The sequence below is a fragment of the Mycobacterium sp. genome (genome assembly GCF_008709575.1).
Lineage (GTDB): Bacteria > Actinomycetota > Actinomycetes > Mycobacteriales > Mycobacteriaceae > Mycobacterium.
The window spans coordinates 21,788-39,291 of record NZ_VYIK01000007.1 but is presented as its reverse complement, the minus strand read 5'-3'; the positions used below and the strand labels follow the sequence as shown (position 1 = coordinate 39,291).

Genomic DNA, 17,504 nt, shown 5'->3' with positions numbered 1-17,504 from the left:
TGATCGGCAACGGGATTGAGGGGCCTTGACCGATGACGGGCGGTTTTGCCGAACGGCCTCAACGGCAACCGAATCCCGGACAGTTCCTGTTCAACGGTGGCGAATCCGGTGAACTATCACGGCGATCGCCAACATCCCGATCCCGGCCAACGAGATTGCCACAGCGGGCTTTTTGACCATTGCGATTGCCCGAGCCTTGACATCCTCGGCGAGTCGGCGGGGATTGGCCCGCGCAGCGAGGGAGTCGACGGTGGCCGCCAGCTGCTCACGGGCTTGGTCAATCTCTTTTTTGATGGTGTCAGGATCTCGGTCCGCCACGCTGTCCTCCCTGTCTTCGCCAGCACGAGGCCTTGCTCGGCCCCACGCAGGTGTCTTCGCATTACCCTAGATCAGCCGACGCTGAACATGACGCGCCGGAGAACAGAAAGGGAATCGAGTTGACTGAGACCGTTCGCCTGCAGCCCGGCGACAAAGCACCTCCCTTCAAGCTACCCGACGCCGACGGCAACACCGTGTCGCTGGCCGACTACCGCGGACGCCGGGTGATCGTCTACTTCTACCCGGCGGCGTCCACACCCGGCTGCACCAAAGAGGCCTGCGACTTCCGCGACAATCTGCACGACCTCAACGAAGCCGGGCTCGCCGTCGTCGGCATCTCCCCCGACAAACCGGAGAAGCTGGCCAAATTCCGCGACAGCCAAGGCCTGACCTTCCCGCTGCTGTCCGACCCGGACCGCAAGGTGTTGACCGCCTGGGGCGCCTACGGCGAAAAGCAGATGTACGGCAAGACCGTGCACGGTGTCATCCGCTCGACGTTCGTTGTCGACGAGAAGGGCAAGATCGCCCTTGCGCAGTACAACGTCAAGGCCACCGGCCACGTGGCCAAGCTGCGGCGTGACCTGTCGGTCTAAGCCAGCTCGGCCAGCAGCAGCGCCTCGGCCGCCGCGGCACGTTCCAGCACCCCCAGGTGCAGACTCTCGTTGACGCTGTGTGCCTGCGAGGCGGGATCTTCCACCCCGGTCACCAGGATCGTCGCCTGCGGGAATGCGGCGGCGAACTCGGCGATGAACGGGATCGAGCCGCCCATCCCCTTCTCGACGGGCTCAGTCCCCCAGGCCTGACCCAACGCCGCGCGGGCGGCCGCATACACCGGCCCGCCGGTGTCGATCGCATAGGGCTGCCCGATCTCGCCGGAGGTGACGCTCACGTGAGCGCCCCAGGGCGCGTGCTGTTCCAGATGCCTGCGTAGCGCGTCCAGGTGCGCGGCGGCGTCGCCACCAGGGGCTACCCGCATGCTGATTTTGGCGCGAGCGCGCGGAATCAGGGTGTTCGACGACGCCGCAATCGAGGTGGTGTCGATGCCGATCACGGTGATCGCCGGCTTGGCCCACAGCCGCTGCGCCACCGAGCCGGAGCCGATTTCGTCTACCCCATCCAGCAGCCCGGATTCCGTACGGACCCACTCGGGTGGGTAATCGACGGCAGCGGCGGTGCTTTCGTGCAAGCCGGCCACCGCGATATTGCCGTCGTCGTCGTGCAGGCTGGCCAGCAACCGCACCAGCACGCTCAGCGCGTCGGGGACCACGCCGCCCCACAGCCCCGAGTGCAGACCGTGGTCAAGCGTGGCGACTTCCACGATGCAATCGGCCAAACCACGCAGCGAGACTGTCAGCGCGGGGACTTCGGTGCTCCAATTGTCGGAGTCGGCGATGACGATCACGTCGGCGGCCAGCACGTCGGCATGGGCGGTCAGCAGGCGGCCCAGCGAGGGTGAGCCGGACTCCTCCTCGCCCTCGACGAACACCGTCACCCCTACCGGCGGCCTGCCGCCGTGCGCTCGGAAAGCCGCCAAATGTACTGCAATGCCTGCCTTGTCGTCGGCGCTGCCGCGCCCGTAGAGCCGCCCGTCGCGCTCGGTTGGCTCGAACGGCGGTGTCAACCAGTGGGTGTGGTCGCCTTCGGGCTGGACGTCGTGGTGAGCGTACAACAGTACCGTCGGCGCACCGGGCGGTGCCGGATGACGCGCGATGACCGCCGGCGCGCCGCCTTCGCTGACTATCCGCACGTCGTCAAAACCAGCTCTTTTCAACAGGTCTGTGACCACGTGCGCGCTTCGGTGCACTTCGTCGCGGCGGGACGGATCGGCCCACACCGATTCGATGCGCACCAGGTTCTCCAGATCGCGGCGTACCGACGGCAGCACCGCGCGCACGCGTTCGACCAGACCACTCATAGGCCCGAGGCTAGTCAGGTTGGGCGCCCGCGGTGACGCTGGCGTCACGTTCGGCGTCCGCGGTGACGCTGGCGTCACGCTCGGCGCCGGCGCGCCGGTTAAGGCAGCTCCAGGACGGCCACCGCCGCGGCGACATCGCCTTCATGGGTCAGCGACACATGGATCGTGACGTCCTTCAGGTGCTGGGCGATGGCACCGGCCAGCCGGACCCGCGGTCGTCCCCACATGTCGGTGACCACCTCGATGTCGCGGTGAATACCCTCCGGCAGCACCGGCCGCTGGGCGAACCGCGACCCCGACCACGCCTTGATCACCGCTTCTTTCGCCGCCCAGCGGGCGGCCAAGTGCCGGGCCGCCGACGAACTCTTGTCCGAGGCGTCACGTCGCTCACCGGGCGTGAACGTCTCCGCGAACACCGTGCCGGGCCGGTCGACCTGGTCAGCAAACTCCGAAATGGACACCAGGTCGATACCCACTCCGACGATGCTCATCGCAGGTAGACGTCACGGTCACCGAGCCGCGCCGCGGCGTCCAACAGCATCGCCGCCTCCTGCGGCTTCTCCGGCATCTCGTGGTCGAAACGCCGGTCGGCGGGACGCTCATACAGCGGCGGGCCTCCGGCGATCGCCGACACCAGCCGGCGCTGACCGGCCAACAGCCGGGCATCGGCGCGCCGCTGGTACTCAACCCGCTGCGCGGGATCCAGCGCGGCCAGGAAGGCCTGCGGATGCACCAGCGCGATCAGACCCGACACATGACCGAACCCGAGACTCGTAACCAGCCCGGCCTTGAGCGGAAACTTGCCGCCGAGCCGCAGCGTCTCGCGGACCCACACGAAATGCGCGGCGCCGGCCAACTCGTCGTCGACGCAGTCCAGGCTGCGGTTGGGCGGGATCACCCCGTCGCGCAGCATCTGGCACATCCCCATGATCTGGAAGACCGCTGCGCCGCCCTTGGCGTGCCCGGTCAGGCTCTTCTGCGACACGACGAACAACGGCGCACCGGGTGACCGGCCCAGCGCATCAGCGAGCCGCTCGTGCAGTTCGGTCTCGTTGGGGTCGTTGGCCAGCGTCGAGGTGTCGTGCTTGGAGATCACCGCGATGTCATCGGCGCCGACGCCGAGTCTGGCCAGCGAGCGCGCCAGCGGAGAATCCTTGCCGCCGCAGCCGGCTCCCAACGCGCCCAGCCCGGGCGCCGGAATCGAGGTGTGCACCCCGTCGCCGAACGACTGCGCGAAGGCCACCACCGCCAGCACCGGTAGTCCCATCGTGACCGCAAGGTCGCCCCGGGCCAACAGGATCGTCCCGCCGCCCTGGGCTTCCACGAAGCCCAGCCGGCGCCGGTCGTTGGGCCGGGAGAACCTCGCGTCGCTGATGCCCCTGGCGCGCATCATCGCGGTGTCGGCGGTGGCGGCCATGTCACCGAAGCCGATGATGCCCTCCAGCGTCAGATCGTCTATCCCGCCGGCCACCACCAACTCGGCCTTGCCCAGCCGGATCTTGTCGACACCCTCTTCGACCGACACCGCCGCGGTCGCGCATGCGGCCACCGGGTGGATCATCGCGCCGTAGCTGCCGATGTAGGACTGAACCACATGCGCGGCAACGATGTTCGGCAAGACTTCCTGGAAAATATCGTTGGGCTTGCTCCGGCCTAACAGATTTCCGTGGTACATGGTCTGCATCGAGGAGGCGCCGCCCATGCCGGTGCCCATGGTGTTGGCCACCATCGTCGGGTGCACGTAACGGATCACCTCGGCCGGGGTGAACCCGGCGGACAGGAAAGCGTCGACGGTCGCGACCATGTTCCACACCGCCAGCCGGTCAATCGAGCCGGCGAGGTCCGGCGGGATACCCCAGACCGTCGGGTCGAAACCGGTCGGGACTTGGCCCCCGACCAGGCGGGACAGCTTGTTCTTGCGAGGAACCCGGATTTCGGTTCCCGCTTTGCGGGTGACCTGCCAGTCGGTGGAGTCGGGCACCGGCCGGACCACGGTGTGCTCCGGGTCGAACTCGACGAACGCCCGCGCCTCGGCCTCGCTGGACACCACGAACGTGAAGTCCTTGTCCAGGAAAACGCTGACCAGCAGCGGGGAGGCGTGATCGGGGGCGATCGAGCCGTCATCGACCCACTCGCGGATCCCGACCCGCTGCACCACGGCGTCGTGGTAACGCTCGACAAGCTCGGACTCGTCGACCAAGTCACCCGATGCGCTGTCGTACCAACCCGGCTGCGGGTCGTCGTGCCAGCGGATCAGCCCCGTCGTCCAGGCCAGCTCCAGCACGCCGGCAGCCGACAGTTCGTTGTCGACCTCCATCTCGAAGCGGGTCCGCGACGAGCCGTAGGGGCCCAGTTCGGCACCGCCGACGATGACCACCAGGTCGGCGGGGTCGACGTCGAGGTCTGCCCACTGGGGCGGCGGCGCGGGCCGGTACCCGCGCGGCGGGCTGGGCAGCGCGGGGATGGTGCCGCTTCGCGGGCTGTCGGTCTGCTCGTCGGACGCCGACGCGGCCTGGTCGCGGGCCTTGGCGGCCAGCTCGGCCAGATCCAGGTCGGCATCGGCGAGCCCGCCGGTCAAGTCCACCGTGATCGGCGCCACGGCGGCGGCCGCCTTGGACTCCACGTCGCAGACCCCGAGCAGCATCTCGGCCATTTCGTCGGTGGAATACGTCCGGACGCCGGCATCCTCGACGGCGCTGACGATCGCGTCGTTGTGACCCATCAATCCGGTGCCGCGCGTCCAGCCGATCATCGCGTGCGCCAGGCTGACCCGCTCCGACCACGACGATTCGGCGTGCCAACGGTTCACCACGGCATCGAGCGCCGACTTGGCCTCGCCGTAGGCGCCGTCGCCGCCGAACATGCCGCGATTGGGCGAGCCCGGCAGCACCACGTGCAGCCGCGACGCGATGTCGCGCCGGGCGCCGATCCTGGCCAGGCCTCCGATGAGCCGCTGCACCGCCCACAGCAGTACCTTCATCTCCATCTCGGCACGCGAACCGGCCTCCGAGAGGTCGCCGGTCACCCGCGGCGCCGCAAAGGGGAACAGCAGTGTCGGAGCCTGCGCGTCCTTGACGTGAATCGACTGCGGCCCGATGCTTTCGGTCTGCTCGCTGCCGATCCATTCGGCCAGTGCGTCGATGTCGGAGTAGGAGGCCATGTTGGCCGGCACCACCCACAACGCAGCGCCGTAGCGGGCATGGTCGCGGTAGAGCGCACGGTAGAACGCCAGCCGCTCGTCGTCGAGCCGGGACGTCGTCGCGATCACGGTCGCACCGCCCTCGAGCAGCCGCCCGACCACCGATGCGGCGATCGAACCCTTCGACGCGCCGGTCACGACCGCGACTTCGTCGTCGTAGCGGCCCGGGTCCGGGTTCTCCGCACCGGCGGCGATGCGCCCGTACAGCGACGCGTGGATCTGTCGTCCGGCGGCCAGCGCCCTGCCTTGCCACCAGGTAGCCTGCGTGGCCAGCACGTGCCCGGCGCCTTCGAACCGTTCGGCCAGCGCCGCCCAGTCGGCGTCGATCTCGTCCTCGTCGGCCAGCCACAATCTGACCAGGTCCTCACGGGCGCTGGCCCAGCGGTCGTCGAACAGGACCGCCTTTTTGGCGTCGAACACCGGCGCCACCAGCCGCGGCCAGTCCGCACCGAGTTCGGCCGTAACCAAGTCGATCAGTTGGGTATCGGTAGCCAACGGCGAGACGGTAACCGGATCGTCGAGGCCCAGCTGGTCCAGCACCAGGCGGGCGGCCGAGGCAAGGACGCCGTCGCGGCCGGTGATCTGAGCGGTGAATTCGGCCAGCGCGGCCGCGTCGACGGTCGCCCCGGCCGCACCCGACGACGGCAACGTCACCGAGACGCCGTGGCGCGCGGCCACCGCGGCCACCGCGGCGTCGATCACCTTGTCGACGGCGGCGGCGTCGGCCAGCGCGCCCTCGTGCAGGTTGCCCAGCGCGCCGCCGCGCACGCTGGTGCCCTCCCGGGTACCCAACGCGACCTCGACCATGACGTGGGTGGCCCATCCGTCGCCGAGTTCCCAGGTTTTCTTCACCCGCTCGGCGATGACGCCCGGCCGTTTGCCCGCCGGGCCCAGAGCCGTGCGCAGCTGGTCGTTGATCGCATCGGAAAGGACCGGGCCGAACGGCCGGTAGGTGCGGGCAAGCTTGGTGACCTGCGACCGCAACCCGGCCAGGTCGGTTTCGGCGGCGCCGTCGATCGCGCCCAGGTTCAGCTCCGAACCCAGGTCGACCAGCAGCTGATTACGGCGCGACGACGCCCCGTCGGTGATCGCCTCGATGGAGTCCAGGGGCTCGATCTGGTCGATGCGCATCTTGGCCGACAACGCGATCAACGCCAGCGTGGCGTCGGCGGCGTCGAACGGGATGTCGTCGGGGCGGGGGCCTCCGGACGGCGCGGTAGCGGGCGCCGGCGCCGGAATCTCCTCAGTCGTGACCGCCTCGGGCACAACCGATTCCGGCTCCTCGTGACCGGCCGGTTCCGGCTCGGGGTCGGTGTCGGTGGCGAACAACACCGCGGCGTCGCGCTCGGCGTTCAGCACCTCCACGGTGCTGTGCGCGTATTCGGGCAGCTTGAGGGTGTTGGCGGCCAGCCCGGCGACCGTCGGCGCCGACTTCACCCCGATCTCGACGAACCGCTCCACACCCAGGCCGCCGGCGGCCTCCTCGGTGAACAGCAGGTCCTGCGTTTCGATCCACCGCACCGGACTGGCGAACTGCCAGGCCAACAATTCGATGAACACGATGCGCGCCATCTCCCGGGGGCGTTCGCGGCGCCAGGTGTCGTAGTCGGCCAGGATCGGATCCAGCGGCTCGGCGGGCACCAGATCCCGGATCTCCTGGATGAAGTCGCGGTCCAGGCTGAACGGCCGAGGTACCAGGTTGGGGATGTAGCGCCCGATGATCCGGTCGGGATCCTTGCCGCGCGGCAGCATGCGGTCCAGCGAACGCCGGAATTCGGGCACGCCGACCCGCAGCACGCGCGAGTGGAACGGGACGTCGATCCCCGGGACCAGGATGAAGGACCGCTTGCCGCCGGTGATTTCCCGGCGCCGCTCGACCTCGGCCTCCAGTGCTTGCAGACCACGGACCGTGCCGGCGATCGCATACTGCGAACCGCGCAGGTTGTAGTTGACGATCTCGAGGAACTCACCGGTGCGTTGGGAGATTTCGGCGACGAACGCTGGCACGTCGGCGTCGTCGAGGTCGATCTGCGACGGGCGGATCGCGGCCAACCGGTAGTTGGAGCGACCGAGCTCGTCGCGCGGCACGATGTCGTGCATGTTGGACCCGCGCTGGAATACCGTTTCCAGCATGGTCTCCAGTTCGTAGAAGCCGGTCACGCACGCCAGCGCGGTGTACTCGCCGACGGAGTGACCGCAGGCGATCGCGTCTTCGACGAACGCGCCCCGCTCGCGCATCTCGGCGACCTGGGCTGCGGCCACCGTCGCCATGGCGACTTGGGTGAACTGCGTCAGGTACAACACCCCTTCGGGGTGGTGGTAGTGCACGCCCCTGGCGATGATGCTGGTCGGGTTGTCGCGCACCACTTGCAGCACCGAGAAGCCCAGGATCTCTCGGGTGAACTTGTCTGCGTCGTCCCACACTTTGCGGGCGGCCTTGGAGCGGGCCCGCACCTCCATGCCCATCCCCTTGTGCTGGATGCCCTGCCCGGGGAACGCATAGACCGTCTTGGGCGCGGCCAGTCGCGCCGTCGCCGACATCACCAGGTCCGAGCCGATGCGGGCGGCGACCTCCACGATCTCGGCGCCCTGGTCGATCCCGACCCGGTCCACCCGAAAGTCGACCACGTCGCCGGGGCGCACCATGCCTAAAAAGCGCGCCGTCCAACCGACCAGCCGGGCCGGCGGACGCGCCGCACCGTCGGTCGCCGTCACCACGTGCTGGGCGGCAGCAGACAGCCACATCCCGTGCACGATCGGCGATTCCAGTCCGGCCAGCAGCGCGGCGGCCCGGTCGGTGTGGATCGGGTTGTGGTCACCGGAGACCACCGCGAACGGACGCATGTCGACCGGGGCGCTCAGGGTCACGTCGCGGCGTCGGCGCCGCGGGGTGTCGGTGGCGTTGTCGGACACCGCACCGCCGGCGCGCACCGGATCGGTGAGCTCGGCAGCGCCGGTGCGCCCGCGGATCGCGAACCGCTCCTGCAAAGTGGCCAGCACCGCACCCTCGGCATCGGTCACCGTCACCGAAACGGGGACTACGCGGCCGATCTCGGTGTCGGTGGCCGTGGACGCGGTTGCGGTCACCGTCAATGCCGCCCCGACAGTGGGTAGCTGCCCGACCAGATGCACGGCGTGGTCGAGGTGCACCAGGCTCAGCAAGCCCTCGACGACCGGAACGCCGGTGTCGGTGACGGCCGAGCCGATCGCCGCGAACACCGCCGGCCAGCAGCTGCCCACCAGCGCGTCGGGCACTGTGCGCAAGCTCGGCGCCAGCGGTTCGCCGAAAGTGGCGGTGACACCGGTGTGGTCGGCCACCCGCTCGGGGTCCCAGCCCACGGTCACGGTAGCCGTCCCGCCGCGCATGTCCGGCAACGCATCCGGCCCGTCCACACCCGCGGCGATGGCCAGCACCGCCCGCATGGCGGCCACGGCATCCTCGGTGCTGACCAGCGGAATCCCGCCGTCCATCGTGGCGGCGGGCAGCGTGAACCGGATGTCGATCCAGGTCCCCGAGATCGGCACGCTCAGCACCACCTGCGCACCGTCGCAGTGCAGTCGGGCGCCGGTGGACAGGTGGGTGGCGTGGGTGTTGTCGCCCCCGTCATGCACCTGCCAGTCGGCGGGATCGGCGATGCGATGGACCGGGTTGATGATCGCTCGTCCGGCCCACAGCACGTCGGGGGCGTCGAGGACGACGGCGAGCGGACCGCTCACATCGGTGCGGCCCTGCCGGCGCGCGGTCACCGACACCGGCGGCAGACCGGCCGAGACCACCTCGTCGATGGTGGCCTGCTCGAAGCGGTCCAGCAACTCGCCGACCGGTTCGTCGACGCGGGTGATGCCGGCCACCGAGGCGATACCGGGAATGATGCAGACCTGGTCGGCGTCGTAGCGGGCGTCGTGCGCCTGCCACAGCGAGTCGCTGCGCCACCAGCGGCGCACGTCCTTGTCGATGACCGGCACGAAGTTGACCGGCTTGCCCGGCGTCTTGCACAGCGTGAGGAAGAACGCGACGTCGGCCGGGTGCAGCTGCACGGTGTCGGCGTCGGGGTAACGCTCCAGCAGCGCTGCGATGGCATCGTCGGGCCGCTCCAGCAGCGACTGGTCGCCGAACAGCGTCTCGATCGGGCCGCAGTCCTGCGGATGCAGCCGCGCCTCGGCCCGCTGCAGCATCTGCTGGAAGCGGTCGCGCCAGGTGTCGGCCAGCCACGGGCTGCCCGGGGCGGCGGTGTCGGCGGTGGAGTTGCCGTCACCGATGGCCAGTTCCACGTAGCGGCGCAGCCACCGCAGGTATGTCATCTCGCCGACGTCGCCGAAGTACGGCTTGGCGGTGGCAGCCATCGCCGCGATGATTTCGTCGCGGCGGGCGGCCACGGCCTCGGCGTCGCCGGCGACCTCGTCGAGCAGCCGGCCGCAGCGTGAGGCGGCGTTGTCGATCTCGTGGATGTCCGCGCCGAGCTGGCTGCGACTGGACGCCATCCCGCCCTGGGCTTTGCCGGCGCTGATCCACTGATCGGTGCCGGTGGTCTGGACCAGCATCCGCTTGACCGACGGCGACGTGGTGGCTTCTTTGGTGGCCATCGCCGCAGTGCCGACCAGGATGCCGTCCACCGGCATCGGCGGGAAGCCGTGCGCCTGCGCCCAGCGCCCCGTCAGGTAGTCGGCGGCCCGCTCCGGTGTGCCGATCCCCCCGCCGACGCACACGGTGATGTTGGGCCGCGAGCGTAGCTCCGAGTAGGTCGCCAGCAGCAGGTCGTCGAGGTCTTCCCAGGAGTGATGACCGCCGGCGCGACCGCCCTCGATGTGCACGATCACCGGTTTGGTGGACACCTCGGTGGCGATGCGGATCACCGACCGGATCTGCTCGACGGTGCCCGGCTTGAACACCACGTGACTGATGCCGATTCCGTTCAGCTCATCGATGAGCTCGACGGCCTCCTCCAGTTCGGGGATGCCCGCGCTGACGACCAGGCCGTCGATCGGTGCGCCGGACTGACGGGCCTTCTGCACCAAGCGTTTTCCACCGACCTGCAGCTTCCACAGGTAGGGGTCGAGGAACAGCGCGTTGAACTGGAAGGTGCGCCCGGGCTCCAGCAACCCGGTGAGCTCCTCGATGCGGTCATTGAAGATCGGCTCGGTGACCTGTCCCCCGCCGGCTAATTCGGCCCAGTGCCCGGCGTTGGCGGCGGCAGCGACGATCTTGGCGTCGACCGTGGTCGGTGTCATGCCGGCCAGCAGGATCGGTGAGCGGCCGGTCAGCCGGGTGAACTTCGTCGAGAGTTTGACCCGTCCGTCGGGCAGGCGAATCAGCGCGGGGGCGTAGCTCGACCAGGCCCGGGCCACTTCCGGAATGGCGCCGACGGTGAAGAGGTTGCGCTGACCGCCGCGGGTCGCCGCAGCTACGATCCCGACGCCGAGACCGCGGATCACCGGCGCGGTCAGCCGGGTGAGGATGTCGCCGGGTCCCAGGTCGAGAATCCATCGGGCGCCGGCCGCGTGCAAGCCGTCGATCTCGTCCACCCAGTCGACCGGCCGCACGAGGATGGCTTCGGCCATGGCTCGGGCCAATTCGACGTCGAGATCGAGTTTTTCGGCCCACCCGGCGACCAGCTCAACGCCATCGCCCAGCCGCGGCGTGTGGAAACCGACCTCGACCTGCACCGGGTCGAAAACCGGCGCGAAAACCTCACCGCCGCGGATTTTCCTCTTACGGTCGGCTTCCTCTTTCTGCGAGATCTGCCTGCAGTAGAGCTCGAAACGCGACAATTGTTCGGGTGTGCCGGTGATGACGACCGAACGGCGGCCGTTGCGGATGGACAGCACCGGCGGCAGCACGGTCCGGACGTCGCTGGCGAACTCCGCCAGCAGCCGCTCGATCCGCGCGGGATCGGCATTGCCGACCGAGACCATCGGCGGGCGGTCACCCAGGATCGCGATGCCGCGACGACGGGCTACCAGCGTGCCGGCAGCCCCGATCAGCTGGGCCAGGGCCAGCAGCTCCACGTCCCGGGTACCCCCGGCTTTCAGCGACTCGACCCCGAGCACGCCCTGGGAGTGCCCGGCGACCGCCACCGGCGGGCTCGCGGCGAGATCCAACCCCTGTCGGGTCAGCGCGCGTATCGCCGCTATCTGGGTGAGCAGCACACCGGGCACCGACACCGCCGCCGAGGTCAGCTGCTTGACGGACGGAATCGGATCCTCGGCAGCCAGGGCGCGCACCCAGCGCAGCGGCTCGAAGCCGATCGGGCGCACGACCACCACCTCGCGGGCGACCGGGTCCAACAGCAGATCGACCTCGCCGACCAACGTCGCCAACTCGGACTCGATGCCGGCCGAGGACATCAACTCTTCGAGGTTCTCCAACCAGGCACTGCCCTGCCCCCCGAACGCGACGGCATAGGGTTCGCCGGCGACCAGGCGATCGACTAGAGCGTGGGTGCCCGGTGTGGCCTCCGCAGTGATCTCGTCGCGGTCGCGCGGCGCCTTGCCTTGCCGGGCCGGGGAACTCCGGTCGTGCTCGTCGATCGTCACGGTGCCCGTCTCCTCGTTCTGCTCACGGTGCTGCTCATGGTGCTGCTCATCGGTCTAACGTGGCGGCGTCGCCCTCCAGGTCGCGGCCCGGCGCCTGCCCTCACCCGCCGGTTCGGCGCGCCACCCTAACGTTCAGCCATCGACTGCCACTAAGAGTGGCATAAGAACCGGGGGCTTTCCCGGCGCCGATCGGTTACTGGCGAGTTCTACGCTCGGGTAGGTGTGCTGTGGATAACACCCGGTCCGACGGTGCCCAGAACCGCTCCAAACAAACCCGCTGGATGCAGGTGGTTACGCTCGAGTAGCACAACAGCGCAGATCAAAGCTATATTGTTATCAAATCGTTATGCACAAAATGTGGTGAGTACGCGGGCCTCCGCCCGGACGGCCGACCCCGTGCGGAAATAGCGCCCGAAGTTTGCTGGAACCCTACCCGCGGGTCAGGTCGGTCGGTTCGGCTCACCGGCTGCAGGCGACGGATCGGTGCGTCAGGCCCATTGCCCGAACTGCGGCTTGAGGATGTTGTTGATGTCGACGCCGACGCCGCCGACGCGGCGCTTGTCGATCTCAACCTGGTGCAGGTTCGCGGCGGGATGGCTGTATCCGTGCGGCGAGCCCCAGTTGTGCTGCCAGAAGTAGGAGCCCAGACCATCCTGCAACGCCCAGTCGATGGTCTTGGAGTTGGCATAGACACCGACTCGCTGGTGCCCGAGCACCGCCTCCCAACCCCGCAGATACGGCGCCACCTGCTCTTTGTACTGCTCATAGGACGGGTTGTCGTCGATGGAGGCGTAGATCGGGGCGCTGGCCGGGCCACCCGCGGCGGTGTGCAGTTGCCACCCCCGCTTGGCGTGGGCGATGCCGGCCTTTTCGCCACCGAGCCAATCGGCGGTGTCCTGCTTGCCGTACTGATAGCACGAGACGATCTTGAGGCCGTTGGACGCGAGGTCCCGCGCCTCGGATAGCTGGATCGGCTTGCCGAGCATCCAGGCGCCGCCCGGCCGGCGATCCGAGACGTAACGAACGGCGCCGACGGCACCTGCTGCCTTGATCTCGCTGGCCGGGATCACCCCGGCCGCGTAGTCCAGCAGGATGCCCAGCGGACCCGCCGAGGCGGCCGCGGCGCGCAGCACCGACGCCGTGGCACTAAGACCGAGCAACACAGGCATCGCCATCGCGCCCTTGAGCACGTCACGACGGGTCACTGGCATATGCCACAGAATACGGCAAGCGTATCAACGACCACAGGAACTTGCACTCGTCACACCTGTATCACTGGGCACGGCCAGGTCTGCGCGACCGCCAGCAGCGGGCCGGTGTCCCCCTGCAGCGCACCGGGGTTTCGGTTGTGAACTGAGGGCGGCGACCGTCTGAATCCAAGCGGCGTATCGGCGCCCTGGACGCACACTCGGCGGGTACCGGCCTGGCCAACCAGCCGGCCTCAGTCGGTCAGCCGGACGTCGATCAGTTCCCAATCCCGGTACAACGCCAGCGAGCGCTCGTAAAAGCCAAAGCCGCTCACCGGTTTTCCGTGAAACGTGCCCCGATACCGAAACGGCCCCGACATGTATTCGATCGGCAGGGCATGCGCCGGCGCAGCGACGAGCGGTTCGCCGGCGAGATCGAGTTGCAATGTGGCACATGTGATCCGGTGGCGGTCCGGCATGAAACGCTCGGCGGCCACCGGCGGCACCAACGGGCGGACCGACTCCGGCCACCGCACGTAGCTGTCGATGACGACCTCGACGTCCTCGACGCAGTCCGGTGCGTCAGCCGGATCCGGATAACTGACCGTGATGCCCGAAAACGGCTGTAACGCATTGGCTGCTGTGCGGTCGAACTGCCGCCAGATACTCAGGTCGATGCCGTTGTCCAGGCTGATCGTGCGCCATTCGTGCGAGCGGGCTCGCGGGTCTCCCCCGGTTCCCCCACCGCCGGCATACTTGGGAAACCACTGCCGATCGATATGGCCGGCCTCGCCGCTGACGGGCTCGTGCGTGTCACCCCAGTTCAGTGTCCCGCGCATCGCCACGCCGGTCTGGAAGTACGAGTAGGTGCCCTCCTGGCCGAAGCAGGCCACCCTACCGTGATATCTCGACGCGCCGAGCGGCACCGGCGGGCGGCTCGGTGTGACGGCAAGATCCAGTCCCATCGGCCGACCGGCCTGGTCCTGCCCGACAAGGTTGACGCGGTAGCTGTAGGGCTGCAGGTGGCCGTCATCGTCGCGGCAGGTGGTCCACGCCGCGGCGCCGGCACTACTGGTGTATCGAATATCGAGGTGTCCCGCGGCGGCCGTGAGTTTCGGAGTCGTTGCGCCAAGATTGGCCGGCGGCATATCGTAGTCGGTGTAGGTACCGTATCTTCCTGTGCCGCAATCGAAGAGTGCCAGCGTGTAAAAGTCGGCGACCACTGATCCGCCGGGGCGGTTCTTGTTGAAGATCGTCAGGAAGGCAAACGAGCGGCCCGATTCGCCGGTCAGCTCGCCGGAGATGAACCAGGTGTCGGACTCGTAGTCCGAGTGGGCCCCCTCGGCAGCGGGGAAATCCAGCGCCCCGTCGTGGGGCGTCAGGCGAAACGGATAGCGGCGCCAGTGGTCGTTCACCTCACGCCTTAGGTTCGGTGGTCGGGCGGTGACCCGCTGCGGATGCCATTACCGCGACTCGCATGCTTTTTTGCTATGTTAGCAGCAATAGCCGGTCGGCTTTTCCAGGGTGGTGCAATGATGCTCGAACATCGGTCATACCAAGAGCTTTTCATCGGCGGTCAGTGGTGCAAACCCTCAATCCGAGAACCGATAACGGTCATCTCACCACATTCGGAAGAGCCGATCGGCTCCGCGCCGGCAGCCGGCCCGGCAGACGTCGACAAGGCGGTCGCGGCCGCCAGGCGAGCATTTGACGACGGTCCCTGGCCGCGGCTTGACCCTCGCGAGCGCATGCACAAGGTCGAAGAGCTGGCTGCGATCTATGCCGGCCACCTCGACGACATGGCCGATTTGATCACCGCCGAGATGGGTTCGCCACGCAGCTTCAGCAGGCTGGGCCAGGCTGCGGGCGCGGCGTCGATGATGCACCTGACGCTGGCAACCGCCCGCGATTTCGCCTGGGTCGAGCGTCGCCAGGGATTACTGGGCGAGGTACACCTGCGTCGGGCTCCGGTCGGCGTGGTGGGCGCTATCGTGCCGTGGAACGTCCCGCAATTCCTGATCATGCCCAAGCTGATTCCCGCCCTGATCGCGGGGTGTGCGGTGATCGTCAAACCAGCTCCCGAAACGCCGCTGGATGCATTGTGGTTGGCCGAAATGATCGAGCAGGTCGGCCTGCCGGACGGGGTTGTCTCAGTACTGCCCGGTGGAGCGGACGTCGGTGAGGCCCTGGTGCGGCATCCTGGCGTGGACAAGATCGCCTTTACCGGTTCCAGCGCCGTCGGCCGGCGGATCGCTGCCCTCTGCGGTGAACAGCTCAAGCGGGTGAGCCTTGAGCTGGGCGGCAAGTCGGCAGCGATCATCTTGGACGACGCCGACATCGACGAAACGGTCGCCGGCCTGAAAACCGCCAGCCTGATGAACAACGGCCAGGCCTGCGTCGCCCAGACCCGCATCCTGGTCAGCGAACGGCGCCGCGACGAAGTGGTCGACGCGTTGGCTGAGATGATGGGGAGCCTGCAGGTGGGCGACCCCGCCGACGAGGCAACCGACATCGGACCCCTGGTGGCCCGACGTCAACAACACCGGGTGCAGGACTACATTCGCTCCGGTTTGCACGAGGGCGCACGCATGGTGCTCGGCGGCGAGGATCCGCCGTCCGATCGCGGCTGGTACGTTCGGCCAACTCTGTTCGTCGACGCCCACAACGACATGCGCATTGCCCGCGAGGAGATATTCGGGCCGGTGCTGACCGTGCTGACCTACCGCGATGAGGACGACGCGGTCCGCATCGCCAACGACAGCGATTACGGGCTGGCCGGATCGGTGTGGACCGCCGACGTCGCCCATGGCCTCGAGATCGCCGCCGGCGTGCGCACCGGCACCTACGGCATCAACATGTACACCCTTGATCTCACCAGCCCCTTCGGCGGTTTCAAACAATCCGGCATCGGCCGCGAGTTCGGTCCCGAGGGCCTGGCCGAATATGTGGAGCTGCAGTCGGTGGTCAGCAGCGGCGCTCTCCCGCCGCTATCTGCAACGTGAGTTCGACCGGGCAGCAAAGTTCGCCGCGCTGATTTCTGACCTCGATGTGCAAGTCGAGCAGGTAGCGCGGCGGGTCGACGGCGGTGTCGCAGCGCTTGGCGATCACGCGTCCGCGACCCACCATGGTGTCGCCGGCATACACCGATCCCGCCAGCGTCATTTTGCGGCGCACTACCCGGCTGGTCGGCCCGGCCCAGCCGGTCGCGACCCGGTCGGCAAAGCCGGCCAGGTGCATCGTGTTGACGAAGATCGTCGGGTGGCCCTGACGGCGGGCAAAGTCGGGGTCGAAGTGGCCGGGAAAGTAATCCCAGGTTGCCCCGGAATTCATCACCACCCGTTGGTAGTCGATCTCGTCGATCACCTCGGGCAGCTCGAGGGGAACGTCAACCCGATCCCAGTGGATGGTCATCGGCGCCGCTCCTGCGGGGTGAAGCGAAACAACGTGTTCCGGTTACGGGCCACCACCGCCCCATCCTGGCGACTGAACGTCTCGAGTGTCTCGACGAAGTGCCCGACCCCGAGGCGAGTCCGCTTCTCCGGCGACACCGACACCACCTCTTCGACCACCGTCAGCCGGTCGCCCTCGACGATGGGCAACAGAAATTCCGCGTCGTTCACCGCATTGATAAACGTCGTGCCCGGCAACGGCACTCGCAGCGCGATCGATGCGACCCGCGGCTCCCCACCCGGCAGCCACGGCGGCGGTATCAACCAGCCCATCAACAGAGCCGGCGGAGCCAACAGCCCACCCCAGGTCCGCGCTGCGAAATCGGCGTCCCAGTAGGACGCATTGCCGTCGTGGACCAAGGCGGCGAAAAGCTGGATACGTGCCGCGCTGACTACAGTGCCCGCCGTGCGCGGTTCGCTGGTTATGCCGACCATCCGCAGCGCGTCCGCATAGCTGCCGAAGGCTAGTTCGTTCCTGCCGGCCATCACACCCAGACTGTCACCGAATCCCATTGCAGGGTCCGGGACGCGAAGTACCATCCACCGCGTTCGTAAATCAGCCCATCGTGATACGTTCCGGTGGCTTTCAGCGTGGCACCGTCATCGCCCAGGGTGAAAAGCAACGCGACGCAGCGCTGGGTGGCGTTGATGCCGTCGACGCTGATTTCGTGGTCGACGCTGACCAGCCGTTGTCGGTTGCCGCCGTTGAACGCGGCGCGCAGGTCGCTGAACTCCTCGCCGTCGCGTGTGAAACGCGCCCCGGAGTGACGAAATGTTGCGATCCAGCCGTCGCGGTCACCGTCAGACCAGCACCGGTTGTGTCGTGCAGTCAGATCCAGGATGGCGTTGCGCCCCGCCACACCGTCGAGCACATACTGCTGCTGATAGGTCATGGTCATCGT

General features: G+C 68.1%; 11 protein-coding genes. 2 read left to right on the top strand and 9 right to left on the bottom strand.

The window, feature by feature from the left end; genetic code table 11:
* Nucleotides 1–90 precede the first annotated feature (90 nt).
* Nucleotides 91–318 carry a DUF3618 domain-containing protein gene (locus tag F6Q13_RS02740; protein WP_293051889.1) on the bottom strand — a complete coding sequence of 76 codons (228 nt, stop codon included), beginning with the start codon at nucleotides 316–318 and terminating at the stop codon, nucleotides 91–93.
* 119 nt (nucleotides 319–437) lie between these two features.
* Here F6Q13_RS02740 and bcp point away from each other — a divergent pair, with 119 nt between their 5' ends.
* On the top strand, nucleotides 438–911 hold the full coding sequence (gene bcp / locus F6Q13_RS02735) for a thioredoxin-dependent thiol peroxidase (protein ID WP_293051886.1): 474 nt from the start codon (nucleotides 438–440) through the stop codon (nucleotides 909–911).
* On the opposite strand, the gene F6Q13_RS02730 is transcribed toward bcp, so the two are convergent.
* The 5 genes from F6Q13_RS02730 to F6Q13_RS02710 all read right to left on the bottom strand — a co-directional run bounded on the left by F6Q13_RS02730 (nucleotide 908) and on the right by F6Q13_RS02710 (nucleotide 14,568).
* Entirely contained in the window at nucleotides 908–2,233 is a 1,326-nt protein-coding gene (locus F6Q13_RS02730; RefSeq protein ID WP_293051884.1) for a dipeptidase, read from the bottom strand. The genes bcp and F6Q13_RS02730 overlap by 4 nt on opposite strands.
* Before the next feature lie 98 nt (nucleotides 2,234–2,331).
* Nucleotides 2,332–2,724, bottom strand: a complete 393-nt coding sequence (locus F6Q13_RS02725; RefSeq protein WP_293051881.1) for a holo-ACP synthase — start codon at nucleotides 2,722–2,724, stop codon at nucleotides 2,332–2,334.
* Nucleotides 2,721–11,966: a type I polyketide synthase gene (locus F6Q13_RS02720; RefSeq protein ID WP_293051878.1), complete on the bottom strand. Its 9,246-nt coding sequence runs from the start codon at nucleotides 11,964–11,966 to the stop codon at nucleotides 2,721–2,723. The genes F6Q13_RS02725 and F6Q13_RS02720 overlap by 4 nt, the downstream gene beginning before the upstream one ends.
* A 488-nt stretch (nucleotides 11,967–12,454) precedes the next feature.
* On the bottom strand, nucleotides 12,455–13,177 hold the full coding sequence (locus tag F6Q13_RS02715; RefSeq protein WP_293051875.1) for a DUF1906 domain-containing protein: 723 nt from the start codon (nucleotides 13,175–13,177) through the stop codon (nucleotides 12,455–12,457).
* A 230-nt stretch (nucleotides 13,178–13,407) separates the two neighbouring features.
* Complete coding sequence (locus F6Q13_RS02710) at nucleotides 13,408–14,568, bottom strand: lipocalin-like domain-containing protein (protein WP_293051872.1); 1,161 nt, start codon at nucleotides 14,566–14,568, stop codon at nucleotides 13,408–13,410.
* Between the two features lie 117 nt (nucleotides 14,569–14,685).
* On the opposite strand from F6Q13_RS02710, the gene F6Q13_RS02705 reads away from it, so the two are divergent.
* Nucleotides 14,686–16,155 (top strand): aldehyde dehydrogenase, encoded by a 1,470-nt coding sequence (locus F6Q13_RS02705; protein ID WP_293051869.1) that lies wholly within the window; start codon nucleotides 14,686–14,688, stop codon nucleotides 16,153–16,155.
* Here the strand turns inward: F6Q13_RS02705 and F6Q13_RS02700 are convergent.
* Genes F6Q13_RS02700 through F6Q13_RS02690 form a run of 3 tightly spaced genes read right to left on the bottom strand, consistent with a single transcriptional unit; the run spans nucleotide 16,118 to nucleotide 17,501 of the window.
* The gene (locus tag F6Q13_RS02700) at nucleotides 16,118–16,564 is read right to left on the bottom strand and encodes a MaoC/PaaZ C-terminal domain-containing protein (protein WP_293051866.1); all 447 of its coding nucleotides are present in this window, start codon (nucleotides 16,562–16,564) and stop codon (nucleotides 16,118–16,120) included. The two genes, F6Q13_RS02705 and F6Q13_RS02700, sit on opposite strands and share 38 nt — an antisense overlap.
* Nucleotides 16,561–17,088 carry a MaoC family dehydratase N-terminal domain-containing protein gene (locus tag F6Q13_RS02695; RefSeq protein WP_293051863.1) on the bottom strand — a complete coding sequence of 176 codons (528 nt, stop codon included), beginning with the start codon at nucleotides 17,086–17,088 and terminating at the stop codon, nucleotides 16,561–16,563. Before F6Q13_RS02695 ends, F6Q13_RS02700 begins: the two co-directional genes overlap by 4 nt.
* Nucleotides 17,088–17,501 carry a nuclear transport factor 2 family protein gene (locus tag F6Q13_RS02690; RefSeq protein WP_293051860.1) on the bottom strand — a complete coding sequence of 138 codons (414 nt, stop codon included), beginning with the start codon at nucleotides 17,499–17,501 and terminating at the stop codon, nucleotides 17,088–17,090. The genes F6Q13_RS02695 and F6Q13_RS02690 overlap by 1 nt, the downstream gene beginning before the upstream one ends.
* Between the last annotated feature and the right edge of the window lie 3 nt (nucleotides 17,502–17,504).